The organism is Pseudomonas sp. Pse1, assembly GCF_024519635.1.
In the GTDB taxonomy this organism is placed as follows: domain Bacteria; phylum Pseudomonadota; class Gammaproteobacteria; order Pseudomonadales; family Pseudomonadaceae; genus Aquipseudomonas.
Genome location: NZ_JALJRO010000002.1, coordinates 167,683 through 194,003, shown reverse-complemented (window position 1 = coordinate 194,003; position 26,321 = coordinate 167,683). Strand labels below are relative to the sequence as shown.

18 protein-coding genes are annotated in these 26,321 nt (G+C 58.1%); 12 read left to right on the top strand and 6 right to left on the bottom strand.

Annotated features, from left to right (window positions below; translation table 11 throughout):
- Positions 1–27: 27 nt before the first annotated feature.
- The 6 genes from dadA to NR126_RS03555 all read left to right on the top strand — a co-directional run bounded on the left by dadA (position 28) and on the right by NR126_RS03555 (position 6,175).
- Positions 28–1,332, top strand: a complete 1,305-nt coding sequence (gene dadA / locus NR126_RS03580) for a D-amino acid dehydrogenase (RefSeq protein ID WP_027616832.1) — start codon at positions 28–30, stop codon at positions 1,330–1,332.
- A complete protein-coding gene (locus NR126_RS03575) occupies positions 1,304–1,657 on the top strand; it encodes a RidA family protein (RefSeq protein WP_027616833.1) in 354 nt (117 codons plus the stop codon). Before dadA ends, NR126_RS03575 begins: the two co-directional genes overlap by 29 nt.
- An 89-nt stretch (positions 1,658–1,746) precedes the next feature.
- Entirely contained in the window at positions 1,747–2,820 is a 1,074-nt protein-coding gene (gene alr, locus NR126_RS03570; RefSeq protein ID WP_027616834.1) for an alanine racemase, read from the top strand.
- A gap of 128 nt (positions 2,821–2,948) precedes the next feature.
- Positions 2,949–3,497, top strand: coding sequence for a cupin domain-containing protein (locus tag NR126_RS03565; RefSeq protein WP_027616835.1), 549 nt, complete (start codon positions 2,949–2,951; stop codon positions 3,495–3,497).
- A 182-nt stretch (positions 3,498–3,679) separates the two neighbouring features.
- Complete coding sequence (locus tag NR126_RS03560; RefSeq protein WP_033865970.1) at positions 3,680–4,093, top strand: cytochrome c5 family protein; 414 nt, start codon at positions 3,680–3,682, stop codon at positions 4,091–4,093.
- 135 nt (positions 4,094–4,228) lie between these two features.
- A complete protein-coding gene (locus NR126_RS03555) occupies positions 4,229–6,175 on the top strand; it encodes an acetyl-CoA hydrolase/transferase C-terminal domain-containing protein (protein WP_256829682.1) in 1,947 nt (648 codons plus the stop codon).
- On the opposite strand, the gene NR126_RS03550 is transcribed toward NR126_RS03555, so the two are convergent.
- A complete protein-coding gene (locus tag NR126_RS03550) occupies positions 6,165–6,737 on the bottom strand; it encodes a xanthine phosphoribosyltransferase (protein ID WP_027616838.1) in 573 nt (190 codons plus the stop codon). The two genes, NR126_RS03555 and NR126_RS03550, sit on opposite strands and share 11 nt — an antisense overlap.
- A gap of 57 nt (positions 6,738–6,794) precedes the next feature.
- Positions 6,795–8,804, bottom strand: a complete 2,010-nt coding sequence (gene rep, locus NR126_RS03545) for a DNA helicase Rep (protein WP_105753728.1) — start codon at positions 8,802–8,804, stop codon at positions 6,795–6,797.
- 260 nt (positions 8,805–9,064) lie between these two features.
- Here rep and NR126_RS03540 point away from each other — a divergent pair, with 260 nt between their 5' ends.
- A complete protein-coding gene (locus NR126_RS03540) occupies positions 9,065–10,735 on the top strand; it encodes a bifunctional diguanylate cyclase/phosphodiesterase (RefSeq protein WP_027616840.1) in 1,671 nt (556 codons plus the stop codon).
- Here the strand turns inward: NR126_RS03540 and NR126_RS03535 are convergent.
- Positions 10,732–12,129, bottom strand: a complete 1,398-nt coding sequence (locus NR126_RS03535; protein WP_105753729.1) for a NorM family multidrug efflux MATE transporter — start codon at positions 12,127–12,129, stop codon at positions 10,732–10,734. The genes NR126_RS03540 and NR126_RS03535 overlap by 4 nt on opposite strands.
- Before the next feature lie 150 nt (positions 12,130–12,279).
- Here NR126_RS03535 and NR126_RS03530 point away from each other — a divergent pair, with 150 nt between their 5' ends.
- Positions 12,280–13,203 (top strand): LysR substrate-binding domain-containing protein, encoded by a 924-nt coding sequence (locus NR126_RS03530; RefSeq protein ID WP_027616842.1) that lies wholly within the window; start codon positions 12,280–12,282, stop codon positions 13,201–13,203.
- Here the strand turns inward: NR126_RS03530 and NR126_RS03525 are convergent.
- Positions 13,197–14,690, bottom strand: coding sequence for a YifB family Mg chelatase-like AAA ATPase (locus tag NR126_RS03525; RefSeq protein WP_256829680.1), 1,494 nt, complete (start codon positions 14,688–14,690; stop codon positions 13,197–13,199). The two genes, NR126_RS03530 and NR126_RS03525, sit on opposite strands and share 7 nt — an antisense overlap.
- Positions 14,691–14,807: 117 nt before the next feature.
- Positions 14,808–15,068 carry an accessory factor UbiK family protein gene (locus NR126_RS03520; protein WP_027616844.1) on the bottom strand — a complete coding sequence of 87 codons (261 nt, stop codon included), beginning with the start codon at positions 15,066–15,068 and terminating at the stop codon, positions 14,808–14,810.
- Between the two features lie 417 nt (positions 15,069–15,485).
- Here NR126_RS03520 and glnK point away from each other — a divergent pair, with 417 nt between their 5' ends.
- From glnK to sutA, 4 genes are all read left to right on the top strand, one after another.
- On the top strand, positions 15,486–15,824 hold the full coding sequence (glnK, locus tag NR126_RS03515) for a P-II family nitrogen regulator (RefSeq protein WP_002555808.1): 339 nt from the start codon (positions 15,486–15,488) through the stop codon (positions 15,822–15,824).
- A 35-nt stretch (positions 15,825–15,859) separates the two neighbouring features.
- Positions 15,860–17,197 carry an ammonium transporter gene (locus tag NR126_RS03510; RefSeq protein ID WP_027616845.1) on the top strand — a complete coding sequence of 446 codons (1,338 nt, stop codon included), beginning with the start codon at positions 15,860–15,862 and terminating at the stop codon, positions 17,195–17,197.
- Between the two features lie 215 nt (positions 17,198–17,412).
- Positions 17,413–17,838, top strand: a complete 426-nt coding sequence (locus tag NR126_RS03505; protein WP_256829679.1) for a secondary thiamine-phosphate synthase enzyme YjbQ — start codon at positions 17,413–17,415, stop codon at positions 17,836–17,838.
- 101 nt (positions 17,839–17,939) lie between these two features.
- Positions 17,940–18,266, top strand: coding sequence for a transcriptional regulator SutA (gene sutA, locus NR126_RS03500; protein WP_027616847.1), 327 nt, complete (start codon positions 17,940–17,942; stop codon positions 18,264–18,266).
- A 493-nt stretch (positions 18,267–18,759) separates the two neighbouring features.
- On the opposite strand, the gene NR126_RS03495 is transcribed toward sutA, so the two are convergent.
- Positions 18,760–26,094 (bottom strand): CHC2 zinc finger domain-containing protein, encoded by a 7,335-nt coding sequence (locus tag NR126_RS03495; RefSeq protein ID WP_256829678.1) that lies wholly within the window; start codon positions 26,092–26,094, stop codon positions 18,760–18,762.
- Between the last annotated feature and the right edge of the window lie 227 nt (positions 26,095–26,321).

The following is a 26,321-nucleotide window of genomic DNA, read 5'->3' as shown; positions in this document are numbered from 1 at the left end:
GCGGCATGCCGCGATGAGGGATAAAAAATGCGCGTTCTGGTCTTGGGTAGCGGCGTCATCGGTACCGCCAGTGCCTACTATTTGGCTCGGGCCGGCTTTGAAGTGACGGTGGTCGACCGTCAGCCAGCCGCTGCCATGGAAACCAGTTTCGCCAACGCCGGCCAGGTATCGCCTGGGTATGCGTCGCCCTGGGCTGCACCAGGCGTACCGCTCAAAGCCATCAAATGGCTGCTGCAGCGCCACGCACCGCTGGCGATCAAGGCCACTGCCGACATCGACCAATACCTGTGGATGGCGCAGATGCTGCGCAACTGCACCGCCAATCGTTATGCGGTGAACAAGGAGCGCATGGTCCGCCTGTCCGAGTACAGCCGTGACTGCCTCGACGAACTGCGCGCCGAAACCGGGATTGCCTACGAAGGCCGCAGCCTGGGTACTACCCAGCTGTTCCGCACTCAGGCGCAACTCGATGGCGCCGCCAAGGACATCGCCGTACTCAAGGAGTCAGGCGTTCCTTTTGAGCTGCTAGACCGCGCCGGCATTGCCCGCGTCGAACCAGCCCTGGCCAGCGTCACTGACATCCTCGCCGGTGCCCTGCGCCTGCCGAACGACCAGACAGGCGACTGTCAGATCTTCACCACACGCCTCGCTGAAATGGCAGTCAAACTGGGTGTCGAATTCCGCTTCGGCCAGGATATCCAACGCCTGGATTACGCCGGTGACCGAATCAATGGCGTGATGATCGACGGCAAGCTGGAAACCGCCGACCGTTATGTCCTGGCCCTTGGCAGCTACTCGCCGCAGTTGCTCAAGCCGCTGGGCATCAAGGCCCCGGTGTATCCGCTCAAGGGTTACTCGCTGACAGTGCCGATCACCAATCCGGCCATGGCTCCGACCTCGACCATTCTCGACGAGACCTACAAGGTCGCGATCACCCGTTTCGATAACCGCATTCGGGTCGGCGGCATGGCTGAAATCGCCGGTTTTGACCTGTCGCTGAATCCGCGTCGACGCGAAACGCTGGAGATGATCGTCAACGATCTCTATCCTCAGGGCGGTGACTTGGCCCAGGCGAGCTTCTGGACCGGCCTGCGTCCGACCACCCCGGATGGCACGCCCATCGTCGGTGCGACGCCGTTCAAGAACCTGTTCCTGAACACCGGTCACGGCACACTGGGTTGGACCATGGCCTGCGGCTCCGGCCGCCTGCTGGCAGATCTGATGGCGAAGAAGACTCCGCAAATCAGCGCCGAAGGCCTCGATATTTCTCGTTACAGCAACAGCAACCAGGAGGCTGCAAAACATGTCAATCCAGCGCCAGCTCACCAATGAGCGTTTGAGCCAGATCGTCGTCCACAGCGGTACCGTCTATCTGGCGGGCCAGGTCGGCGACGACATGAGTGCCGGAGTTGCGCAGCAGACTCGTGAAACCCTCGCCAACATCGAGCGTTTGCTGGATCTGGCGGGTACCGACAAAACCCGCCTGCTGTCGGCAACCATCTACCTGAAAGACATTGATGCCGACTTCGAAGGCATGAACAGTATCTGGGACAGCTGGCTGCCACACGGCGTTGCCCCGGCCCGGGCGACGGTTGAAGCCAAGCTCTGTGAGCCGGAAATCCTGGTCGAAATCTCGATCGTGGCTGCTCTGCCTTAAATACTCCCTCTCCCGGCGCTCATGGCGATTCACGCTGCCAGCCAGCGCCGGTTTTTTATTCCCCGTCCACCGCCTGGAAGCCTGCCGCCATGCGTCCTGCTCGCGCCCTGATTGATCTTCAAGCCCTGCGTCACAACTACCAACTGGCTCGTGAAAGCTCGGGGGCTCGCGCGCTCGCCGTGATCAAGGCCGACGCCTACGGCCATGGTGCCGTGCGCTGTGCCCAGGCTCTGGAAGCCGAGGCCGATGGTTTCGCCGTGGCGTGCATCGAAGAGGCCCTGGAGCTGCGCGCTGCCGGCATTCGCGCACCGATTCTGCTGCTGGAAGGTTTCTTTGAGGCCGATGAGTTGGCGTTGATCGTCGAGCACGACCTATGGTGTGTGGTGCACGCCCTTTGGCAACTCGAGGCGATTGAGCAAGCAACGTTGGGCAAGCCGATCACCGTCTGGCTCAAGCTCGACTCGGGCATGCACCGCGTTGGCCTGCACCCGGCGGATTATCAGGCGGCGTACCAACGGCTGCTGGCCAGTGGCAAGGTGGCCAAAATTGTCCTGATGAGCCACTTCGCCCGCGCTGATGAACTCAACAGCAGCAGCGCCAGCGAGCAAGTGGCGGTGTTCGAGGCGGCGCGCCAAGGGCTGTCAGCCCAAGTTAGCCTGCGCAACTCGCCGGCGCTGCTGGGTTGGCCACAGGTGCCCAGCGACTGGGTGCGTCCGGGGATCATGCTGTATGGTGCGACCCCGTTTGAAGAAGCCAACGCCCTGGCGGCGCGCTTGCAACCGGTGATGACCCTGGAATCGAAAGTGATCAGCGTGCGCGAGCTGCCAGCCGGCGAGCCTGTGGGTTACGGCGCCAGGTTCATTACGCCAAAGCCGATGCGCATTGGTGTGGTCGCCATGGGCTATGCCGATGGCTATCCGCGTCAGGCACCTACCGGCACGCCGGTACTGGTCGCCGGCCAGCGCAGTCAGTTGCTGGGCCGGGTTTCGATGGACATGCTGTGCATCGATCTGACCGACGTGCCGCAGGCCGGTCTTGGCTCGACCGTCGAGTTGTGGGGCAAAAACATCCTCGCCAGCGATGTAGCAATGGCTGCGGGCACCATTCCTTATCAGATCTTCTGCAACCTGCGTCGGGTGCCGCGCCTCTATTCAGAGGGCTGACGGGGCAGGCGGCAACGCTGCGATCGATAAGCCGAACAGGACTCGGGCTCAAGTGTTGTAAATACTGAACGCTGTCGCCATGATAACGCTCACTATCTACATAACCTGAATCCTGGGAGGCTAATGCATTGGACGTCGGCGAACGACTGCAATCGATCCGTAAACTGAAAGGTCTGTCCCAGCGCGAACTCGCCAAACGTGCGGGCGTGACTAACAGCACCATTTCGATGATCGAGAAAAACAGCGTCAGCCCCTCCATCAGTTCGCTGAGGAAGGTGCTTGGCGGCATCCCCATGTCCATGGTCGAGTTCTTTTCCGAGGAGATCCTCCAGGAAAACCCGACGCAGATCGTCTATAAAGCCAATGAGCTGATTGATATCTCCGATGGTGCCGTGACCATGAAACTGGTGGGCAGGGCGCATCCGAGCCGGGCCATCGCGTTTCTTAGTGAAATCTATCCGCCGGGTGCCGATACCGGTGAAGAGATGCTCACCCATGACGGCGAGGAAACCGGGATTTTGCTGGAGGGTCGCCTGGAATTGGTGGTCGGCCTTGAGACATTTATCCTCGAAGCCGGTGACAGCTACTACTTTGAAAGCACCAAGCCCCATCGATTTCGTAATCCCTTTGATGCTCCGGCGCGACTAATCAGCGCAGCTACACCGGCGAATTTCTAGGAAAAGAGGCGTCAGCCGAGGTTTTGTGAGGCGCCCAAGCTGTTTTTCGCCAGGTCTTAATACCCCTAGGACTTTAGGGTTGTTTCAGACTGGCGGGCTAACCGTTATACTTGCGCCCGCCCGCGAAACCGTGGCCGTGGGCGTGACTAGCCACCATTGAGGGTGTACGCGTGAATCTAATTATGAAAATGCTGGCCGCACCAGCAACCGTATTGGCCCTATGGGCAGCCAGCGCTCAAGCTGCAACCAACGACGATATTGCCAAACGCCTTGAACCCGTCGGCCAGGTCTGTGTACAAGGTCAAGAGTGCAAGGGGATGGAAGTCGCTGCTTCGGCAGGCGGCGGTGGGGCGAAAACCCCTGACGAGATCATTGCCAAACATTGCAACGCTTGCCACGGCAGCGGCCTGTTGGGCGCACCGAAAATCGGTGACACCGCAGCCTGGAAAGAGCGCGCCGATCACCAGGGCGGCCTTGACGGCATCCTGGCCAAGGCCATCACCGGTATTAACGCGATGCCACCTAAAGGCACATGCGCCGATTGCTCCGATGACGACCTCAAAGGTGCAATCCAGAAGATGTCTGGCTTGAAATAAGCGCCCATCTTCAGCGAAAAAGCCGCTTGCGAGCGGTTTTTTTGTGACTGAGATTTGACCCGCAAGGCTGGTCATGACGAGCAGGAGACGGCAAGCTCCAGTGACCGCAACTCATGGACAGGTCGGGAGGCTCTGATGGTGCAGTCGGTTTCAATCGAACAGGCAGTGGAAGATGTGCTCGCGCGGTTACCCGCACACATTCACCTGGGAATGCCCCTGGGGCTGGGTAAACCCAACCGTTTCGTCAACGCGCTCTACCAGCGCATTGCGCAGTTGCCCGAGCGCCAGCTGACGATCTACACCGCCCTGAGCCTCGGGCGCCCGTCTTTGGGCGATGGCTTGCAGCGGCGCTTCCTCGAGCCCTTCGTCGAGCGGGTATTTGGTGACTACCCGGAGCTGGACTACCTCGCCGACCTGCACAAAGACAGCCTGGCGCCGAATATCCGTATTCAGCAATTTTTCCTGCAGCCCGGCAGCCTGCTGCACAGTGCGGCGGCGCAGCAAGACTACGTCAGCAGTAACTACAGCCACGCTGCCCGGGACATCAATGCAGCAGGCCTGAACCTGATTGCGCAACTGGTTGCCCATGATCCGCAACAACCGGAACGTCTGAGCCTGAGCTGCAACCCGGATATCACCCTCGACCTGCTGCCGATGATCGCCAAGCGCCGAGCAGCGGGCGAAACCATCCTGCTGCTCGGCCAGGTGCACAGCGATCTGCCGTATATGCCTGGCGATTCGGAAGTCGAACGCAGCGCATTCGAGTGGCTGATCAATGAGGAGGAGGGCAGCACACTGTTTTCCACGCCCAACATGCCCGTGGGTTTTCAGGACCATTTTATTGGCCTGCATGCCAGCACCCTGGTGCGTGACGGCGGCACCTTGCAGATCGGCATCGGCTCCATGGGCGATGCACTGACCGCCGCCTTGCTGGCGCGCCAGGCGGATAACGAGACCTATCGTGCCTTGTTGACGGATCTCGACGCCCATTACTGGGCGCCACTGATCAGCCGAGAAGGCGGCATCGAGCCTTTCGCCCAGGGCCTTTACGGCTGCAGCGAAATGTTCGTCAACGGCCTGCTGGCGCTGGCCGACGCTGGTATTGTGCGGCGCAAGGTCTACCCCAGCGTGGAGCTGCAACATCAAGCCAACGCTGGGACGTTGGATGAGGTGAACAGCCAGGGTGGTGTGTCGATCCACGGTGGGTTCTTTCTCGGCCCGCGGAGTTTCTACCAGCGCCTGAGCGAGCTGCCCCACAGCAAGCGCGCCGAATTCAACATGACCGCTATCAGTTTCATCAACGAACTGTACGGTCAGGAGGAACTCAAGCGTCTTCAGCGTCGCGATGCGCGCTTCATCAACAGCGCCTTCACCATGACCTTATTGGGTGCCGGGGTGGCCGACCAGCTGGAAGATGGACGAGTGCTCAGCGGAGTAGGCGGGCAATACAATTTCGTTGCCCAAGGCCACGCCCTTGAAGGCGCGCGCTCGATCCTGATCCTGCGCAGCTACCGCGAATCCGGCGGCGAGGTCAGTTCCAACATCGTCTGGCAGTACGGCCATTGCACGATCCCACGCCACCTGCGCGACATCGTGATTACCGAGTACGGCATCGCCGACCTGCGCGGCAAGACCGACGCCAAGGTCATTGAAGCGCTGCTCAACATCAGCGACTCGCGTTTCCAGCCAGGCTTGATCGAGCAGGCGCAGAAGGCCGGCAAGCTGCCCATGGATTTCAGTCTTGAGCCGCGATTCACTGACAACAGTCCGCAGCGCTTGCAGGCAATTGCCGCACGGCATTCGCGATTGTTTGCGGAGTATCCGCTGGGCAGCGATTTTTCGGCTGAGGAGCGGGATTTATTGCGGGCGCTGAACTGGCTGAAAAGCAAATTCAAACTCACCGAGATCGTGCAATTGGGCAAGGCTGCGCTGGACGCGCCGGAGCCTGGTGAATACCCGCTGCACCTGGAGCGGATGCAACTGACCAGCCCGCAGGGGCTGAAAGAGGAGCTGTATCAGCGATTGTTGCTCACCGGCTTGAAAGCCACAGCTCCTACAGGGGATAGCAGTGTCAGTCGATGAAGGTCACAACCCCGCCTTCCAGGGACTTGACCCGGGCCAGCGATTCGACGCGATAACCCTGTGCATCCAGTTCGGCGCGGCCACCCTGGAACGACTTCTCGATCACGATGCCCAGGCCGGCGACGGTGGCACCAGCTTGCTTGATGATCGAGATCAGTGCCTGGGATGCCTTGCCGTTGGCCAGGAAGTCATCGATGACCAGCACGCGGTCGCTGCTGGTCAGGTGGCGCGGGGAGATCGCCACGGTGCTTTCGACTTTCTTGGTGAACGAGTAAACAGTGGCCGACAGCAGGTTTTCCGTCAGGGTCAGGGACTGTTGCTTGCGGGCGAAAATCACCGGCACGCCGAGGTTCAGACCAGTCATGATCGCCGGGGCGATACCCGAGGCTTCGATGGTGACGATCTTGGTGATCCCCGAATCCTTGAACAGCGTAGCGAACTCGTCGCCGATCAGCTTCATCAGGGCCGGGTCGATCTGGTGGTTCAGAAAGGCGTCGACTTTCAGGACCTGGTCGGAAAGCACGATGCCTTCTTCGCGAATTTTCTTGTGCAGTGCTTCCACAACAGCTTCCTCGGTTGGCGCAACGGGCGCCGAAAGTAGATTAAAAAGTAGTCGATTCTAGCGCTTTAACATCGCGCGTATATCTGCCAGTGCGCTATTGCCGCGCACGGCTTTGACTTCAGTCGGTGTGTCGTCGTTGCCTTCCCAGGCCAAGTCGTCCGGCGGCAGCTCATCGAGGAACCGGCTCGGCGAGCAATCGATGATTTCGCCGTACTGCTTGCGCTTGGCGGCAAAGGTGAAGGCCAGGGTCTGACGCGCACGGGTAATGCCGACGTAGGCCAGGCGCCGTTCTTCTTCGATGGTATCGGCTTCGATGCTGGAACGGTGCGGGAGGATTTCCTCTTCCATGCCCATGATGAACACGTAGGGAAACTCCAGTCCCTTGGACGCATGCAGGGTCATCATCTGCACGCCTTCGGCGCCGTCCTCTTCTTCCTGCTGACGTTCGAGCATGTCGCGCAACACCAGCTTGCCAATCGCATCCTCGACGGTCATTTCGCCGTCTTCGTCCTTCTCCAGAGTGTTCTTCAACGCCTCGATCAGGAACCAGACGTTGCTCATCCGGTAATCGGCGGCCTTGTCGCTGGAGCTGTTGGTGCGCAGCCAGTTCTCGTAGTCGATGTCCATGACCATGCTGCGCAGGGCCGAGATCGGGTCTTCGCCGGCGCATTGCTCGCGGACCCTGTCCATGAAGCGCTTGAAGCGTGACAGCCGATCAGTGAAGCGGTTGTCCAGATGCTCACCGAGGCCGATTTCATCGGTGGCGGCATACATCGAGATCTTGCGTTCGGTGGCGTAGTTACCGAGCTTTTCCAGGGTCGTCGAACCGATCTCGCGGCGTGGGACGTTGATCACCCGCAGGAAGGCGTTGTCGTCATCCGGGTTCACGATCAGCCGGAAGTAGGCCATCAGGTCCTTGACCTCCTGGCGTCCGAAAAAGCTGTTGCCACCGGAAAGACGGTACGGCACTTGGTGATGCTGCAGCTTCAGCTCGATCAGTTTGGCCTGGTAGTTGCCCCGGTAGAGAATCGCGAAATCGCTGTAGGGGCGGTCGGTACGCAGGTGCAGGCTGAGGATTTCCACGGCCACGCGCTCGGCCTCGGCGTCTTCGTTGCGGCAGCGAATAACGCGGATCTCGTCGCCATGGCCCATCTCGCTCCACAATTGTTTTTCAAACTCGTGGGGGTTGTTCGAAATCAGCACGTTGGCGCAGCGCAGGATGCGGCTGGTAGAGCGATAGTTTTGCTCCAGCATCACCACTTTCAAGGACGGATAGTCCTCCTTGAGCAGCATCAGGTTTTCCGGGCGTGCGCCACGCCAGGCGTAGATCGACTGATCGTCGTCACCCACCACGGTGAACTGGTTGCGCTTGCCGATCAGCAACTTCACCAGCAAGTACTGGCTAGCGTTGGTGTCCTGGTATTCGTCCACCAGCAGGTAGCGGACCTTGTTCTGCCACTTTTCGAGAATGTCGGCGTGTTCCTGGAACAGCTTCACCGGCAGCAGGATCAGGTCGTCGAAATCCACCGCGTTGAACGCCTTGAGCGTGCGCTGGTAGTGGGTGTAGACGATGGCGGCAGTCTGCTCTTTGGGATTGCGCGCATTTTCCAGGGCTTCGGGCGGCAGGATCAGGTCGTTTTTCCAGGCGCCGATCATGTTCTTGATTTCGTCGACGCCATCGTCGCCCGAATATTCCTTCTGCATGATGTCGGTCATCAGGGCCTTGACGTCGGTCTCGTCGAAAATCGAGAAACCGGGCTTGTAGCCCAGGCGCACATGCTCCTTGCGGATGATGTTCAGGCCCAGATTGTGGAAGGTACACACAGTCAGGCCGCGGCCTTCGCCACCCTTGAGCAGCGTGCCCACCCGCTCCTTCATTTCGCGTGCGGCCTTGTTGGTAAAGGTCATGGCGACAATGTACTGGGCGCGGATGCCACAGTTCTGGATCAGGTGGGCAATCTTGCGGGTGATCACGCTGGTCTTGCCGGAGCCAGCACCGGCGAGCACCAAAAGAGGGCCGCCGACGTAGCTCACGGCTTCTTGCTGCCGGGGATTGAGTCGGGACATGAGGTTAAAAAGGAGTCATTGGCGAAAAGGGCGGGCATTTTAACAGGAAGCAAGGATTCTGCCGCCTCTCTCCGACTTGTGACGTAGCACTCGATCTAAATTTGCCGGTTTTGTTACTTTCGCGCAGGATGCGTGCTGGATTTGCGGCTAATGTTCGATCCGAAGCGCTACGTACGTTTGGTATTCGTTGGCATTGGCCATTGCTCCAACGCGCGTCATATTCCAGTTGCCACCCTCTTTGCAGAGTCTAGGGAGCTAGCTTGTCTACGCCTGTCGAACCCTTGCGCTTGCTGCTGCTGGCTGAAGAGCCTGCATGGGCGGCGTTGTTGCGCGAGTGTCTGGCCCCCATGGGGAGCTCGGCTGTATTGATCAGTGCGCCGACCTGGGAGTCGGTGAGCAGTCTGTTTACCGACAACCGCAGCGCGGTACTGCTGACCGTTCCTTCCCTGCAACCGGAGCCGGGTCGGTGCAATCTGCCCACTGTCCTGTTGCTCGAACAGGAACCTGTTGCGACGCCCGACGGTGTCAGCGACTGGCTGGTTAGCGATCTCCTCGACAGCAATGTCCTGCGCCGTTGCCTGCGTCATGTGCGTGAGCGCGGGCTGCTGGAAAACACCTTGCAACGCCTGGCCGAACAGGACCCGCTTACCGGCATCGCCAATCGCCAGGGCTTTCAGACGTTGCTGGCCGCACGCCTGGCGGAAAACGAAGGGCGTGGCCTGGCGCTTGGGCACCTTGACCTCGATAACTTCCGGTACGCCAACGATGCCCTCGGCCATCAGGCCGGCGATCGCCTGATTCTGCAAGTCGTCTCGCGGCTCAAGAGCCAACTGGAGGCCGGCGATCAGTTGGCACGCTTGGGCAGCGACGAATTTGCCTTGTTGATCGATACCCGGCGCGCGCCGCAGCGGGCCGAGTGGATGGCCGAACGCATCACGGAAGTGCTGTCCGAACCTTATTGGGTGGACGGCGAGAGCCTGCTGCTCGGCGCCAGCCTGGGCATCGCCCATGCGCGGGCCCAGGCCGGCGCCGACCCACTGATGTGGCATGCGCACATAGCCATGCAGCAGGCGAAGAGCACCCAGGGTTGCACCTTTCATATTTTCAACGAGCGGATCAATCGCAACGCCCGCAGCATGGCCGATTTGGAAAGCGAGTTGCGCCGCGCCTTGCGTCGGGATGAACTGGAACTGCACTACCAGCCGCGCCTGGACCTGCACGACGGACAAATTGTCGGCCTGGAGGCCCTGGTGCGTTGGCGGCATGCCGAGCGCGGCCTGCTACCACCCAGTGAGTTCGTGCCGCTGGCCGAGCAGAGCGGGCTGATCGTGCCGCTGGGTTACTGGGTGATCTCCCGGGCATTGCGCGACATGCAGGCGCTGCGCGAACGTGGCCTGCCGCCGTTGCACATGGCGGTGAACCTGTCGTTCCGCCAGTTCCAGGACAGCCAACTGTTGTCGACCTTGAGCCGGCTGATTGCCGAGCGTGGAGTCGATGCGCAATGGCTGGAGTTCGAACTCACTGAAACCGCTGTGATGCGCCGCAGTGACCTGGTGCAGCAGACCATGGATGCCCTGGGGCGGCTGGGGGTGCGTTTTTCCCTCGACGACTTCGGCACCGGATTTTCTTCGTTCGTGCACCTCAACAGCCTGCCGATCGCCCTGTTGAAGATCGACAAGAGTTTTGTCGGCGGCATGGAGTTGCGTGAAGAAAACCGCAAGTTGGTGCATGCGATGATCAACCTGGCGCATAACCTTCATCTGCAGGTGGTCGCCGAAGGTGTGGAAACCCCGGAGCAGCTCGCCTTGCTGCGCGGGTTCGGTTGCGATCAGGTACAGGGTTACCTGATCAGCAAACCGTTGCCACTCGCGGAACTGGTGGAGTATTTGACGTTCGGCAGCAGCCAGCAGGCGCTGGTCGAACGGGTCTAGTCCGCCTGAGTCATCCTGAAACCGGCCTGGACTGACGGCTCCTGGCGGATCATCCGTTGCATCTTCCACTCGAATGCCAGGGTCAGGCTGACAGCCGCGCAGGCCAGGCCCAGCGCCAGCCCCCACCAGACGCCGGTAGGCCCCCAGGCGAGATGAAACGCCATCCACCAGGCCGCCGGTGCACCAATCAGCCAGTAGCAACCCAGACCCACGAGAAAGGTGGTCTTGGCGTCCTTCAGCCCGCGGATGCAGCCCATGGCGATGGTTTGTACGCCATCGAACAGCTCGAACCATGCGGCCACCGCAAGAAGGCTCACTGCCAGGGCGATCACTTGGGCAAACGCCGGGTCGTCGTGATCGAGGAACAAGCCCACCAGTTGATTCGGCAGCAGCCAGAACACCATGGCGAAACCCAGCATCAGCAACGCGCCAAAGCCAATGCCGACCCGCCCGGCCAGGCGCGCGTCGAGCAATTGCCCTGCGCCATAGTGCTGGCCGATGCGCATGGTGATCGCATAAGACATGCCTGCGGGCACCATGAATGCCACCGAAACAATTTGCAGGGCGATCTGATGGGCGCCGAGCTGGGTACTGCCCATGGTGCCCATGCACAAGGCTGCGAAGGCGAACAGGCCGACCTCCACCGCATAAGTGCCGCCAATAGGCAGGCCCAGGCGCCACAGCTCGCGCAGGTACTGGCCATTGAGCCGTGACAGGCCCTTGCGCAACGGATAGGCCGCGTACGCCGGATGCCGATGAATGTGCCAAGCCAGGCCCAACGCCATGCAGCTGGCAACGATAGCGGTGACCAGGCCGATGCCCACCAAGCCCATTTTCGGCAGGCCGAACATCCCGGTTATCAGCGCGTAGTTCAGTACAAAGTTGGCCACGGTGCCGATCACGCTGATCACCATCACCGGAGCTGCCCGGCCAATGGCGCTGGTGAAGCCGCGCAATGCCATGAACGTCAGGTAACCGGGCAGGGCGAATGGCAGGATCGTCAGGAACTGGCCGGCCATGGTGACGTTGCTTTCGGTTTGCCCGAACAGCAACAACACCGGCTTGAGGTTCCACAGCAGCAGGCCTGCCACCACGGCCATCAGGCACGCCAGCCAGATCCCGGCCTGGGTCAGCCGTGCGGCACCGATGATGTCACCCGCACCGTGACGGATTGATACCAGGGTGCCGACAGCGGCAATCACGCCGATACAGAAAATCGACACGAACGAGTAACTCGCTGCGCCCAGACCACCCCCTGCCAGCGCTTCGGGGCTGATTTTGGCCATCATCAGGGTGTCTGTGAGGACCATCAGCATGTGCGCCAACTGCGAGGCAATCAACGGCCCCGCCAGCCGCATGATGGCTCGCAGTTCGGTACGTGCTGGATGCTGCATGATCATCACGCTCGTCTTCCATGAAGGGGTGGGAGCCGATGATTTTCGGCGCTTGCAGGCAATTGCACAAAAGGATAAAAACGATTGCTCGCATGATTAAAACTCATGCTGTTTATCGGGCTCGCCGTCTGCGCTATAGGAATTTTCCTGATGTCTCGTCGTCTTCCTCCGCTTTATGCCCTGCGCGCCTTCGAGGCTGCGGCGCGTCACAGCTCGTTCACCCGTGCGGCCGAGGAGTTGTCCATTACTCAAAGCGCGGTGAGCCGGCACATTCGTACGCTGGAAGAGCATTTTGCCTGCCGATTGTTTCTGCGCAGTGGACGTCATTTGCAATTGACTGAATCCGCTCGGCTATTGCTGCCTGGCGTGCGCGAAGGGTTTGGCGCGCTGGAACGCGCCTGTAACACCTTGCGCGCCGAAGACGACATCCTGCGCATGAAAGCCCCTTCGACCCTGACCATGCGCTGGCTGCTGGCGCGTCTGAGTCGGTTTCGCCACCTGCAGCCTGGCAATGAGGTGCAGTTGACCAGCGCCTGGATGGACGTCGATTCGGTGGACTTCAATCACGAACCGTTCGATTGCGCAGTCTTGCTCAGTAATGGGCATTTCCCCCCTGACTGGGAGGCCAGCTTGTTGTTTCCCGAATTGTTGATTCCGGTGGGTGCGCCGAATCTGCTCAACGATCAGCCCTGGGATGTCGAGCGCCTGATCGACGCTGAACTGCTCCACCCCACGCCCGATCGCCGTGACTGGCGCAGTTGGCTGGAGCGCATGGGGCTGTCCGAACAGGTATCGCTAAGGGGTGGGCAGGTGTTCGATACCCTGGAGTTGGGGATGATTGCTGCGGCACGGGGGTATGGCGTGTCGATGGGCGATCTGTTGATGGTGGCCGAGGATGTGGCGCAAGGGCGTCTCAGCCTGCCCTGGCCGACCACCGTGGCGAGTGGCTTGAATTACTACCTGGTATGGCCAAAGACTCGTCCGGGCGGAGAGCGCCTGCGTCGACTCAGTGATTTTCTGCAGGCCGAGGTAGCCGCGATGGAGCTGCCGAACGTCGAGCGTCTCGATCACTGATTCGCTGGTCGGTATTGCAGCGCTTCGGCCAGGTGCTCGCGGCTGATGGTGTCGGCTTGCTCAAGGTCCGCCAGAGTCCGCGACACCTTGAGCAGCCGGTGCGCAGCCCTCAGCGACAAGGTCAACCGCTCGCAGGCGTTTTCCAGCCAGCTTTCGTCAGTTGTGGATAACTTGCAGTGGCTTTTCAGGCCCGGCAGATCGAGAAAGGCATTGGCGCAGCCTTGGCGCTGCTGTTGGATTTCACGGGCCTGGGCGACCCGCTCGGCGGCGCTCGCGCTGCTGTCACCGGGCGCTACGGCAGGGTTTAGCGCGGTCGCCTCGCGGGCGACGGTCAGGTGCAAATCGATGCGGTCGAGCAAAGGGCCGGAGAGTTTGTTGCGGTAGCGCTGGACCATATCGGGCGTGCAGGAACAGCGGCCGCTGGGCTCGCCGAGATAACCGCAGGGACAGGGATTCATCGCTGCGACCAATTGGAAGCGTGCCGGAAATCGTACGCGGTCGCGGGCTCGAGAAATCACAATGTACCCGGATTCCATGGGCTCGCGCAGGACCTCCAGAACCTTGCGATCGAACTCCGGAAGCTCGTCCAGAAACAGTACACCGTGATGGGCCAAGGTAATTTCCCCGGGCTGGGGCTTAGAGCTGCCGCCCACCAGCGCCGGTCCGGAAGCCGAGTGGTGCGGTTGTCGAAAAGGCCGCTGCGGCCAATGGCTCAAGGGCATGCAGCTGGCAACTGACTGGATTGCCGCGACCTCCAGTGCCTCGCCTTCGGTCAGGGGTGGCAGCAGCCCCGGCAGACGACTGGCCAGCAAGGTCTTCCCGGTGCCTGGCGGTCCACAGAACAACAGGTTATGTGCACCTGCCGCCGCAACCAGCAGGGCCCGCTTGGCGCCGGCCTGGCCTTGTACTTCGCTGAGGTCGGGATAGGGTTTGCTGGCATGCAGCAAGCCATCGGAGGCATAAGGTTCGATGGGCGTGTGCCCGTTGAAATGCGCCACCGCCTCGAGCAGGTGATGCACCGCGATCACCTTCAGTCCGGAAGCCAGGCATGCTTCCTCGGCATTGGCCCAGGGCACCACCAGGCTGCGTCCGGCCTGACGCGCCGCGAGTGCCGCCGGGAGCACACCGCGAACCGCCCGGACCTCGCCGGACAACGCCAGCTCACCCAGGCACTCGACGTCATCCAGGGTCAGGGTCGGGACTTGCACACTGGCAGAGAGGATCCCCAGGGCAATCGCCAGATCGAACCGGCCGCCGTCCTTGGGCAGGTCGGCGGGTGCGAGATTCAGGGTGATGCGCCGTGCGGGAAATTGCAGTCCGGAATTGATGATCGCACTGCGCACCCGGTCCTTGCTTTCCTTCACCGCCGCTTCGGGCAAGCCGACCATCGTCAGCGACGGCAAGCCATTGGCCAGATGCACTTCAACAGTAACGGCAGGCGCCTCGACACCGACCTGGGCGCGGCTGTGGACGATGGATAGGGACATGATCATTCCTTGAACGAGAGAGCCGCTTCCTGCGGTTGTTCAAGGGTAGATGGGCAATGGTGTTTTAGCGCCCGGTGGCGGGCGCGAAACCTTCGCAGAATATTGCAGGTAGAGGTATTACTCGGCGTTCGGATTGAGTCTGGCTTCGAGCTCCGCCACTTTCGCTTCAAGACTCTCCAGCCGCGCCCGGGTGCGCGCCAGCACGACCATCTGGCTGTCGAACTCTTCCCGGCTTACCAGGTCCAGCTTGCTGAAGCCGCTTTGCAGCAGGGCTTTGAACTGGCTTTCGATTTCGCTTTTCGGCAACGGCGTATCGCCGCTGAACAGGCGGGAGGCATGGCCGCTGAGGGCGTCGAGCAGGTCTTTGGGTGCAAGCATGGGAGAGAGGTCCTTAAAACGGATGGCGGGCAGTGTAACACGCAGCTTCGTGGCTCATTGATGCGGCTGCCTGCGCACGCTTTTCGCGCATTCTGCCGTCCGTCGGCGCACCGTTATTGTGCGTAACGCCAGTCCGAATCCTGCGTATTCGCGGGCTTTGACGGTTAAGAGATTGAAATCACGCGCTTTTCAGGACATGGCAAGCTTTCTGCTAAGACCACTGTGACCCCTGCACTGATGCAGTCGCTGTGACGAACGCAGTGCGGCAGGCGAAACGGGGAGTTTCGCCGGCAGCGGTTAACTGGTGTCAGTCGGGCGGGTACGGCCGACGATGCGTTACAAAGCCAGGCACTGCGCTTAGACTTGAGTCGGGTTTGTTTTCCTGGGGCAAGTCCACCTATTCGGGAGAGAGTTTTCATGAAGCTAGTCACTGCCATCATCAAGCCGTTCAAATTGGATGACGTACGCGAGTCGTTGTCAGAGATCGGCGTGCAGGGCATTACCGTCACTGAGGTCAAAGGCTTCGGTCGGCAGAAGGGTCACACCGAGCTGTATCGCGGCGCGGAATACGTGGTCGATTTCCTGCCCAAGGTGAAGATCGATGTCGCCATTGACGACAAGGATCTTGATCGGGTTATCGAGGCGATAACCAAGGCGGCCAACACCGGCAAGATTGGTGACGGCAAGATCTTCGTGGTCAATCTGGAACAGGCGATTCGCATCCGTACCGGCGAAACCGATACCGACGCAATCTAAGCCGCCACAAACCCAACGCCCCAGGAGAAAACAATATGACTCTGCGTAAATTCGCAGGGCTAGGAGCCCTGTTGTCCATCGTAATGCCCAGCCTGGCCATGGCGGCAGACGAAGTGGCGGCCCCAGTCCTCAACTCCGGCGACACTGCATGGATGTTGACCTCGACAGCCCTCGTGCTGTTCATGACCATTCCCGGCCTGGCTTTGTTCTACGCCGGTATGGTGCGCTCGAAAAACGTTCTTTCCGTGATGATGCAGTGCTTCGCCATTACCGGGTTGATCAGTGTTCTGTGGGTCATTTATGGCTACAGTATCGCGTTCGATACCACGGGTATGGAGCAGGGCGTCGTCAACTTCAACTCGTTCTTTGGCGGCATGGGCAAGGCGTTTCTCGCCGGTGTCACACCAGCGAGTCTGACTGGCCCGGCGGCGCTGTTCCCCGAGGCGGTATTCATCACCTTCCAGATGACCTTCGCGATCATCACTCCGGCGCTGATCGTCGGTGCTTTCGCCGAGCGCATGAAATTCTCCGCGATGCTGGTCTTCATGGGTATCTGGTTCACCCTGGTCTACGCACCTATTGCGCACATGGTCTGGTCCGGCAACGGCGGCCTGATGTGGGACTGGGGCGTGCTGGACTTCGCTGGCGGCACTGTAGTGCACATCAACGCCGGTATCGCTGGCCTGGTTTGCTGCCTGGTGCTGGGCAAGCGTAAAGGCTTCCCGACCACGCCGATGGCTCCGCATAACCTGGGTTACACCCTGATGGGCGCGGCGATGTTGTGGGTCGGCTGGTTTGGTTTCAACGCCGGTTCCGCCGCTGCGGCCAACGGCACTGCGGGCATGGCGATGCTGGTCACCCAGATCGCAACCGCTGCTGCAGCCCTGGGCTGGATGCTGGCCGAGTGGTTGACCCATGGTAAGCCAAGCGCACTGGGTATTGCCTCGGGCGTGGTAGCCGGCCTGGTAGCGATCACTCCAGCGGCAGGCACCGTGGGCCCAATGGGCGCTCTGGTGATCGGTCTGTCGGCGGGCGTGGTGTGCTTCTTCTGCGCCACCACCCTGAAACGCAAAATGGGTTACGACGATTCCCTCGACGCCTTCGGCGTGCACGGTATCGGCGGCATCCTCGGCGCGATCCTGACCGGTGTCTTCGCAGCACCGGCCCTGGGCGGTTTCGGCACTGTGACTGACATCGCCGCACAAGTCTGGATTCAGTGCAAAGGCGTAGGTTTCACGGTGATCTACACCGGTATCGTTACCTACATCATCCTCAAGGTGCTGGATGCCGTCATGGGTCTGCGTGTCACCGAGGAGGAAGAGGCAGTCGGCCTGGACCTGGCTCAACACAACGAGCGCGGCTACAACTTGTAAGCTGGCGCCAGAAAAAACTTGCCCGGCTTGCCGGGCATTTTTTTGTCCGGAATATTTCACTGCAGAGCTGGCTGAAAGGATTTTTCCTGGACCTTTACCGGGGTTTCTACTGCAGGTTTTTGTAGGGGCGATGGCTTACAGCAACGAAGGAATATTAGGGTCTTTGTTTTTTTCCAGAGCGCGCTAGAATGCGCCCCGAACGTGCGGAGAACTGTATGTGGCAACAGACTCTGATAACCCTGCGGGCCAGGCCTCGGGGCTTTCATCTGGTAACGGACGAGTTACTCGCCGGCTTGCCTGAACTCAAGGCATTCCGGGTCGGTCTGGTGCATTTGTGGCTGCAGCATACCTCGGCGTCGTTGACCATCAACGAGAACGCCGATCTGGCGGTCCGTCGCGACTTCGAACGGTTCTTCAATCGGCTGATCCCACAAGGCGCAGCCGGCTATGAACATAACGACGAAGGCCTGGACGACCTCCCGGCGCACTTCAAGGCCAGTTTGCTAGGCTGTCAGTTGAGTTTGCCCATCACGGCGGGCCGATTGGCGTTAGGCAGCTGGCAAGGTGTTTATCTGGGCAAGCACCGCGATCATGGCGGTGCTCGCAAAGTCCTCGTCACCCTGCACGGTGAAGGGGCATAACCACTGGTTACCGGTGGATGTTGAATTTTTTCTGGCAGTCGTCGACAGGCGACCAGGCTGGGCTATAACTAATCTGCTTTTCGCAAGTCATGAGGTAGAACATGAGCGACGATGATCTGGAAAACGACGACCTCGAAGTAGGCGACGAAGACGAGACCGAAGAAGGCCTTGAAGCGGCAGCCGAAGACGTTGCCGACGACGATGGCGGTGATGACACGCCGGCCCCGACCGCCAAGGGCAAGGCCAAGGCCGCGGTGTCGGTAGACGAGCTGCCGAGTGTCGAAGCCAAGAACAAAGAGCGTGATGCTCTGGCCCGCGCGATGGAAGAGTTCCTGGCCAAAGGTGGCAAGGTTCAGGAAGTCGAGGCCAACGTGGTGGCGGATCCGCCAAAGAAGCCTGATAACAAGTACGGCAGCCGTCCTATCTAAGGACTGCTCCTTGCTTGCTGAAAAAGCCCGCCGTCGCTGCGGGCTTTTTCATTCTGGAGGCCGCTAAATACGTGGATCTAAGATAAGTTAGGCCTCTAGCCCCACACTCACCCCCACAGTTATTGCCCGCGTGAAGCTACTTTTTGACCTAAGTTGTCCATTTCATATGGTGGGCCCACATGGTCTTCAACCGTGGATTAATGGATTATGAGTTGCCTAGAAACGCTACAAGCCCTGTGAAATCGTTGTGGTTCAGCGCAGGTGCAGTTAGCTGAAAGTATTGCTTTAGATGGGTAAAAGCTGGGCGCTGTACCGTTTTGTACCGCAGAGCGGTCGATTTTAGCTGTCCGATACGATTCAGTTACACCTGTGCTTGGAATACCCAGCCTAAATAGGCTTCCTCCTATGCTTTGAGCACAGGTGGAAGTCTATGAGCTGTTATTGTTAATGAGCTAGCGGCTCGTTTGCATGGAAGTGCAAAACGAGTGCTGCCTTATTGTTCAGACATCATTTCTCCAGGATGACCAGTGTCTTCGGCGGTCCAGGACGGCACGGTCACAGTAGCCAAGTCACCACCTACCGTTAAATCCGCGACTAAATAATCAAGCCATGCAGGCTCTAGGCCCAAAGGGAATGACAATGAAGTTGGCTGCTGGTGACGGTCGTTTTGCCATGCAATGAGACGCTCACGAACGGAGTAATCGTCAGAGAAGGATTTCGTGAAATCCTCAAGCTCCTCTCTTTCTAGGAGCGGACTATTTCTCTGTTCAAGCAGTTTTTCGAGAGTAGAGTAAAAACCCTTCGGACTTTGCTTGGTTCGATGGCTCACATGCTTCATGAGCTCATTAAGTCGATCGCGAAAACGTGAATTTACTTTCCCGCTCAACAAGCGTGTTAATTCGAGGCGGTTTTTTTCTCGATCCAGTACTTCCACAACGGGTAGGTAAGCCACCATCGACATTGGTTCGGCCAACAATTGTGGGCGCGGTTTTCCGCTGACGACGTGAATAGGGTCTAGATCCACAACAACTAATGCTTGGTCTGCTGTCGAAAGCGCGTCGGATGCACGCCCCAAATAGATACCTTTATGCCACCCGTGGTAGGGGGTTAAAGCACTTACTTGTCCCGCATGTCTTGTCGCTTGCGACACTGCATCGATGCCAATGAAGCAACTCCCGCCTACAAATGCCCTATCCAAAACCGCATTGCAGAATACTGTTGCTGTCCCAGACGCTAGAACGCTCGCTTGACCAGCATGCCAGTAGTCATTGGTCCGAGACGTAGCGGCCGGAACCAGGAGCACGGAGCGCCGAGGGCGCTCAATTTGGGCCACATCGAGTAGTTCTCCTAGAGCCTTGAAGTCCTCCAGAACAATTTCGCTTGCCTTGTCGGCTTGCTTATTGGGAAAGCGTTCTAGGAGTGCCGCAATTTCGTACTGTAGTGGCCGAATGTTGGCGGGGCTGGTCATCAAAAAAAGCTCCGAACAAATGAGCTCCATGCAGTACTGCATTACTGGTGATTTTTCATCAAGGGCAGTCAAAAGTGCCTTTAGGTCCACCAACGTTTTGTCACCGAAGGATGCCCAGCCCACAGTTTCAAGGACTTCCTGCAACAGTCGCTCTTTAGAAAAGAGCGGCTTTAGCGGGTCCCACTGTGGTTGGAAGAATTCCTTAGCCGCTACGGCTCGATATTTTTTACCCCTGACAAACTCGAAAGTTTTGGCTTCGTCCACTCCTAGTTGTCGTGCCAAGGCTTCTGGTGGGTGCCACAGCAGAGTGAGCGGCTCCATCAGGTGTTTATCCGAGTTGTTCGGTTCAAATCTCCTATAAGTGCCGGCCAAGACCCAAAGATTCTTATGGTTGGCTAACGCCTTGTCTCTTAACCATTCCACCGTATCGGGTCTGACTGATACTTCTGGGAGAACGAGGAGGTCAACGCCTAGGTCGGTACAAGCCTCCAGAGCTTTTTTTAGTAGGGCCCTTCGTCGGTGTTCTGGCCAACTCTCAACACTTCGCTGTTCCTTCCATTTGGACTCCTGGCCTTGCTTGGAGGCCTCACTCAACTCCTTGAAATCACCGACACAGAGTTCTTCGAGCTCATCTTTGACCCAGCGGGGCAAGTCGAGCCCGGCTAAGCCCGCTTCTGCGAGAGGATGGGAGTAAGTATCAACGATCTTCCATTGAAAGAGCGCCACCCGCATTTGCGCGGGTGACTTAGCCTTACCACGCTTTTTCCAGGAGTTTCTCTGTGATTCCCTGAACTCGCGATCAAAATTTTGTAAGTCAGCGTCGCCGGCCTCGCGATCCCTAGAATTATTTTGGCCAGAATCCTTTTCAACTGAATCGACCTCGCTAGTTGGCTCAGATTGGCCAGTAGCAGGATCTGTCTGCGTTTCAGAAACAGGAGGGGCGGAAGTTATGCTGTCAGCCGCTGTTACATCGAGTCGCTCATCGGTCTCGCCAGCCGGGGCAGCCATTCCATAACAATCGGCCAGCTTACGATCTAGGGTATGAACGGATAGCAGCTCGTTATCTGTCTTTCTTCGCACTTCGGTCCATATGCTCATATTGCGAGCACCACTACGAACTCGCGCCACCCGATCCGCTGCGCCTATGCCGGTATATTGTGGCTTGCTGAGTGACCACTCCTCACTGAGGGCATCCGTGAACTCATCAGTGTGGGGGTTGCGACGATATTGAGGAGCCGTTGCACTCACAACTTGGATTCCCAATAGCTGATCCAACCCCTTAACAGCAGCAGGTAAGGCTTGAAGTAGCTCCCTCCAACTGTCCGCCGGTAGCGAGGGTAGGCCGTCATACGGCCATACAGCTTGCTCTCCTACAGTGGAAGGATCGCTCTGCCAGGCCAAGATTACTGAATAGATCTTTCGCAAAGGCATTAAGTCAAAGGCCTGCGGGCAGGTACCTTCTAGCGTGCCTAGTAGTGCCAGCATCCAATGCCACGGACTGGCGATTGATAGGGCTGCCCAATCTCCGTCGTTCAACCATTTGCGTATCGCGGTGTAGTCGGGTTGAGGATCTTGGTGAACCGCATCAGGAGGATTCCAATCCGCCGGAATCGGTAGCCTATCCGGCATGCGTCGTGCGCCTCTCTCTCGCGATAGTCCCCAAAGGGAGGCGACACATCCTCTTAGTCCTACAGCCGTCGCGGCCAAAGCCAGCGAGGCTCGCAAGGCTTGCGCCGCTCCCGTTGCGTGTTCGGCGGGAGCTGCCTCTTTGCAATCAATGGCAGAGGCGAGAGCTAGCATCAGAGCGAGGTCTGGACGCAGACCGGGCTCCTGTTTGCATAGGTGGAGATCTTGCAAGGCCCATAATGGTAGGCGATTCAGTACGCGTAATGGTAGCTCGTGCAGCTGGCGGCGGAGCCCCACTCCGAACTGCTGGAGCCTTAATGCCATGGCACGAGTTTCGGCTTCCATTTCGAATAATTGTTTGATCTGTTGGTCGGGAGATGCCTTCGAGTCAAATGCTAGAAGTAAGTCCAGGGCGCGCTTTATTGTGTTCGGTATACCATCTGGATCTGTGGACCAAATCTGGGCTTCTGACAGGTAGACTCCCTGTAGCTTCCGCAGCTGCTGCCGCAAAACGTAATGTTCAACAGAGGTCCTCGTTTCGCCCAGGGTCTCATCACGCACTCCAGCTTCGCCCGCCATATCTTCGGCTAGCCCAAGGGCGTCTGCTACCGCCCATCCAACACGCCAGAAGTCTGCTCCTGTATGTGGGACATTGACCACGCGCAGACGGCCGTCTGAGTCACCATGCCACGCGCTGACACCAAGCTCATCATGTGGGACAAGATCTGCTAGCAAATGCAGTATTTTTCGCTCGTCTTGCTCAGTGCTTACAAATAGATGCTGCACCACCGGCACAGCAACATTTCCATTAAGGTCCTCACTTTGTCGTTGCAGTGCTAGGAGAGACCTAAACAGATTAGCGGCGAGATGGGTTCTGCGGGCACGGCCAACTTGACTGGCGTCGAATGTTTTCCACGGAACGGTTTCGCTAGTAGTGCTGCGAGTGAGCAGTTCATTTAGTTTCGTATGTTCTAGTTCCTGAGCTTGCGGCATTGAAACAGGTGTTCCTTCCTCTGCAAGCTCCACGCAAAAAAGGATCGCCTGCTTCGTTGGGGCACCCTTTGAGAATCGATGTAACCAATATTCTTCGGGGCGTCCTGAGTAGCCCCAAAATGCTTCCTGATCGCTGAGCGGCAGGCTGGGCAAAATGCTGATAGCGTCTATTTCGCCGTTTATTTTCAGAAGGTGTCCAAAATGCCGGATAACATCATTCAGCCTGATGCTCTGAACGTTGCGAATAACCATGTCCAAGGCGAGATCTCGAGCCTCGTCCATATCTGCTGAGGCATTTTGGCCTTGGACCGGCAATAGTAGACCGCAGATTTGCTGGGCAACTAAAACCCCGCGCCCTACAGGTTCTCTCCCTGCTAAAGGGTTAATTGGATGGGCATTCGCGTGGGGCTCGCGAAGCTGCTCCGCAGCAAAACAAAGCCATTCGATTTGAGTCAGCTGACGAGTCCCTTGAGGAGGTGACGCGGGCGGCATTTCGTGCGGTCGAGCTAGCCTTCGAGCCTTCATCGTCACCAGACGCGAGCGGTGACGCACGTGAATGTGATTTACCAAGTGAGGTGGCAATTTATCAAAGAAGTTCGTTGTACCTACGACACTTGCCAAAGTGCTTAGAGTTGCGCGATTTTCTGGAACCTGGCTCTGGGATTGCTCGTTCTCCATCCATGGGTTCGGGGCAAGAAGTTTGTCCAGTCCTTCAACTGCATAAAGCCAGCTATAGCCTCGCACTTCAAACTCGGACGCCCAATCATGTTCTTCGCAAACAAAGCGCCAGAGCTGCCAGTACCGGTCCCATACCTTCACTGGGTTGGCATCTTGTGTCAGTTCAGTTGCAACCTCCCACCATATCCATCGGGCACAAAGTCCAAGATCAGTTGGTCTCAGATCCGGGGCCAATATGGCCTCCTTGATCTTCTCGTGAATTTTTGAGGGGTTATCCATCAAACCAGGATGACGAAGTAGACGTAGAGCGCATTGGCGATCCATTTGCGGCAAATCACCACCAAGACCCCACCCAGACTCGCCGTCTCCTACAAATGGAGGCTCCCAGGCGGGTAAAGATGCCGCGAACCCACGCCCTTCGTTTAGTTGTTGCATGATTTCGTCCGGCGTGCCGGATTCGACCGAATCACCCTTAAGCAACAAGGTAATATCGAGTCTCGATGCTGCGACCTGTAAGGTTTGGCGCAGCTCGCTTAACAATTCTTCGCTGTCTGCAAGCAATACGATATCGTCAACATAGCGGGCATAGCCCAGACGAGGCAGGGGGCTCTGATCTGGCCCTTGATAGACGTGCCCGCGCATGAATCGACGTGCTGCCAAATCCACCGGAAATAGGGCGATTGTGCCGATGTATGCCGATATAACAGGCCCCTGCGGTATACCAATCGATTCTTGGCTAACCTTGCTGTCGCCAGAGTCTGGATCCGGGTAGCGATAGGCAAACAAGCTGTCGCACAGCATGTCCACCAAACGCTCGGCAACTGATTCGGGGCTTGCTGTCTGGGGGGTGCCCAGCAACGTTTGAAAGAAATCTGTACCGTTCCCAATCAGCGCTTGTTTCACCGGATTTAGCAGTGCATCTCGCACAACATAGCGTTGGATGGAGTCGTAATACCGTTTCGCGTCCAAGCGTAAGACGTGCACGCGATTGCCAATGGCGCTGCTCTGTTTGTAAAGCGACTCCATAAACGCGCGCCAACACTGCCCATAAGGCCTGAACATGCCTTGATCGGAAGGAGGACGTCGACCTTCTAAGACATCCATGTCTACTTGGTAACCGAAGCTGAGGGCAGGCACCTCACCTTCGAGCGCTACGAGTTCATCCTCGTTTCCAGTGACCTCAACTCTTTGCTGGGAGGAGTACCAGCGGACGGCCGGGATGTACTCCGAAAACATCTTGCCCGCAGCGGTCAATTGATCATGTCGCTGGGTTAAAAGCTCGTTCAGCAAAACCTGTTGCAAATGCAAGTCGGCTGGATGAGGCATGACCTTTAGGCGGGGGTCATCCAGCACTTTGGCGTCCGCGCTGAGCTTACGTGGTAAGTGCACAGCATCGTAGAGACCTGCCGACTCCCACCGTGACTGCCGCAACCGCTCGGTTGCTAATTGATCAAACAGCCTCGCGCTCACGTCCAGTGTAAGCCAGGCTTCTTCGTCGCAGGGTAACTCTCCGCGGCGCGCACCGTGATACGCAAGCACTCGTGCTTGACGTAGACGTTCTGCCTGACCATTCAGGAATACTTCGGATGCCTTAAATCGCTCTTTTGCAGTCTCTTGATCAAGCAAAAGATCATGGAGATCTTGCCACCATATCCCGGCATGTCCTTTTAAGTGGGCATCAAGCCATGCTTGCAGCTGATGTAAGGACTGACGTCCGGCCAATTGACGAATACTTCGCGCTACCCGAAATAAAGCGCGCTCCTTTCGGGAGAGAGTCATCGCTGTCCAGCTTTCGTCTTGTAGCTCGGTCGCATCGGTGCGTTCGAGCTCCGCCACCAAGAGCACTGCAACCGCAGGTAAGGTGTATTTATCCAAGAGATCTTTGGCAGTTGCTCCTGATACTTGCTTCTGTAGGCAGGTATCCGGATCCTTCCCCAAACTACTTACGGCGTTTTGATCAAACCCTACCCAGCGTAATCTCACCCCACGCCAAGCCAATAGGCGACGCACCAAGCGATCCGCTCCTGTAAGGCCGGCTCGATCATTGTCCATCATGATGACGACGTTGAACTCAGCTTGCTCCTGCCCGGCCGGAAGGCTCTCCACTAATTGCTTAAGCTGATCAAACTGAAGATCACTGAGGGACGTCCCCATGAGTGCAACGGCGTGCAATCCCAAAAACTGAAAGCGCAAGGCGTCTAGGAAACCTTCGACTAGATAGAGCGTGGTGTCTTGACCCGCCTTGAGCTCTTTGGCGGTCTCGGGGAGTGCTTGATGTGCATTGAACAATTGGTCTGCTTTGCGCAAACCCGGGCTTAGTAGGTATTTGGCGACACCTTCGGCTGGTACTGCGTCAAGGCTTCGGCCTGCATACCCTTCGACTTTTGAGGTGAGTCCTTGGCCGCTACGAATTGGGATGAGGATTCTTCCATCGTGGAAGTAATCCCGAAACTGATCCGGGAGCGTCAATTTCAGCTGGCTTGAGTTGGTCTGCTTGCGCAGTCGTACCAGAAGACCAAGTGACAATAACCCATCAACTACTTCTAGACGAACACCATGCGACATCGTGTCCAGTTCTGAAACCAATACCGAGTGGGTGATGCATCGCAGACCTTCTCGATAAAGGAATTCGGGATCAAAGGAGCGCTCAACGCACCATGCTTGGAAGCGCACTGCATCGTGATGCTTATTGAAGGTTTTCTGAGCGAATGCAAGCGCGTGCTCTGTCACACTCTTCTCAGTGGCACGGCCAGTCACGTTCTGCCGCTTGCTTTGGATTCCGAACGTTTTCGCCAGCCATTGAACAGCCGGGAGGAATTCAGCTCCTTGGACTTGTTTTACAAGATCAATCGCAAAGCCATGCGCGCCACATGCAAAACAGTGGAAGTGTGCAGGCCCTTGAGCATCCGCAGGGAATAGATTGAGCGATGGCTTACTGTCTTGATGAAACGGACAAACAGTCTTTAGTGTTGTTCCCCGCTGCTCCAACACCATGCCGAGAGACCGAGCCACATCGTGCAACGGGGCCTTGTCTAGGACTTCGTTGATGTCATATACGTCCACGCAACCTCCGAGCTGTCGCAAGCATTTCCACTAATTGTTCAAAATCACAGAGGATAACAGTCCCAGTCAAGGAAGAGTCTTTTACCCACAGCCAGCCGTAGCAAGATCCTGGATTTCTGCCTGTCGTAACCGAGAGAGGCCGACCCATAAAGGACCTTGCGGAAAGTAGTGATGCTTTCCTGCCTCCTTGACTCATACCCTAAGAATCTCGATGCCAAATCCTTTTG

Bases quoted from the DNA above. Each gene is read 5' to 3' on its own strand.
- dadA (WP_027616832.1), top strand. From the start codon at position 28: ATGCGCGTTCTGGTCTTGGGTAGCGGCGTCATCGGTACCGCCAGTGCC.
- alr (WP_027616834.1), top strand. From the start codon at position 1,747: ATGCGTCCTGCTCGCGCCCTGATTGATCTTCAAGCCCTGCGTCACAAC.
- NR126_RS03535 (WP_105753729.1), bottom strand. From the start codon at position 12,129: ATGCAGCATCCAGCACGTACCGAACTGCGAGCCATCATGCGGCTGGCG.
- rep (WP_105753728.1), bottom strand. From the start codon at position 8,804: ATGTCCCGACTCAATCCCCGGCAGCAAGAAGCCGTGAGCTACGTCGGC.
- NR126_RS03510 (WP_027616845.1), top strand. From the start codon at position 15,860: ATGACTCTGCGTAAATTCGCAGGGCTAGGAGCCCTGTTGTCCATCGTA.
- NR126_RS03530 (WP_027616842.1), top strand. From the start codon at position 12,280: ATGTCTCGTCGTCTTCCTCCGCTTTATGCCCTGCGCGCCTTCGAGGCT.
- NR126_RS03555 (WP_256829682.1), top strand. From the start codon at position 4,229: ATGGTGCAGTCGGTTTCAATCGAACAGGCAGTGGAAGATGTGCTCGCG.
- NR126_RS03525 (WP_256829680.1), bottom strand. From the start codon at position 14,690: ATGTCCCTATCCATCGTCCACAGCCGCGCCCAGGTCGGTGTCGAGGCG.
- sutA (WP_027616847.1), top strand. From the start codon at position 17,940: ATGAGCGACGATGATCTGGAAAACGACGACCTCGAAGTAGGCGACGAA.
- glnK (WP_002555808.1), top strand. From the start codon at position 15,486: ATGAAGCTAGTCACTGCCATCATCAAGCCGTTCAAATTGGATGACGTA.
- NR126_RS03505 (WP_256829679.1), top strand. From the start codon at position 17,413: ATGTGGCAACAGACTCTGATAACCCTGCGGGCCAGGCCTCGGGGCTTT.
- NR126_RS03520 (WP_027616844.1), bottom strand. From the start codon at position 15,068: ATGCTTGCACCCAAAGACCTGCTCGACGCCCTCAGCGGCCATGCCTCC.
- NR126_RS03575 (WP_027616833.1), top strand. From the start codon at position 1,304: ATGTCAATCCAGCGCCAGCTCACCAATGAGCGTTTGAGCCAGATCGTC.
- NR126_RS03560 (WP_033865970.1), top strand. From the start codon at position 3,680: ATGAAAATGCTGGCCGCACCAGCAACCGTATTGGCCCTATGGGCAGCC.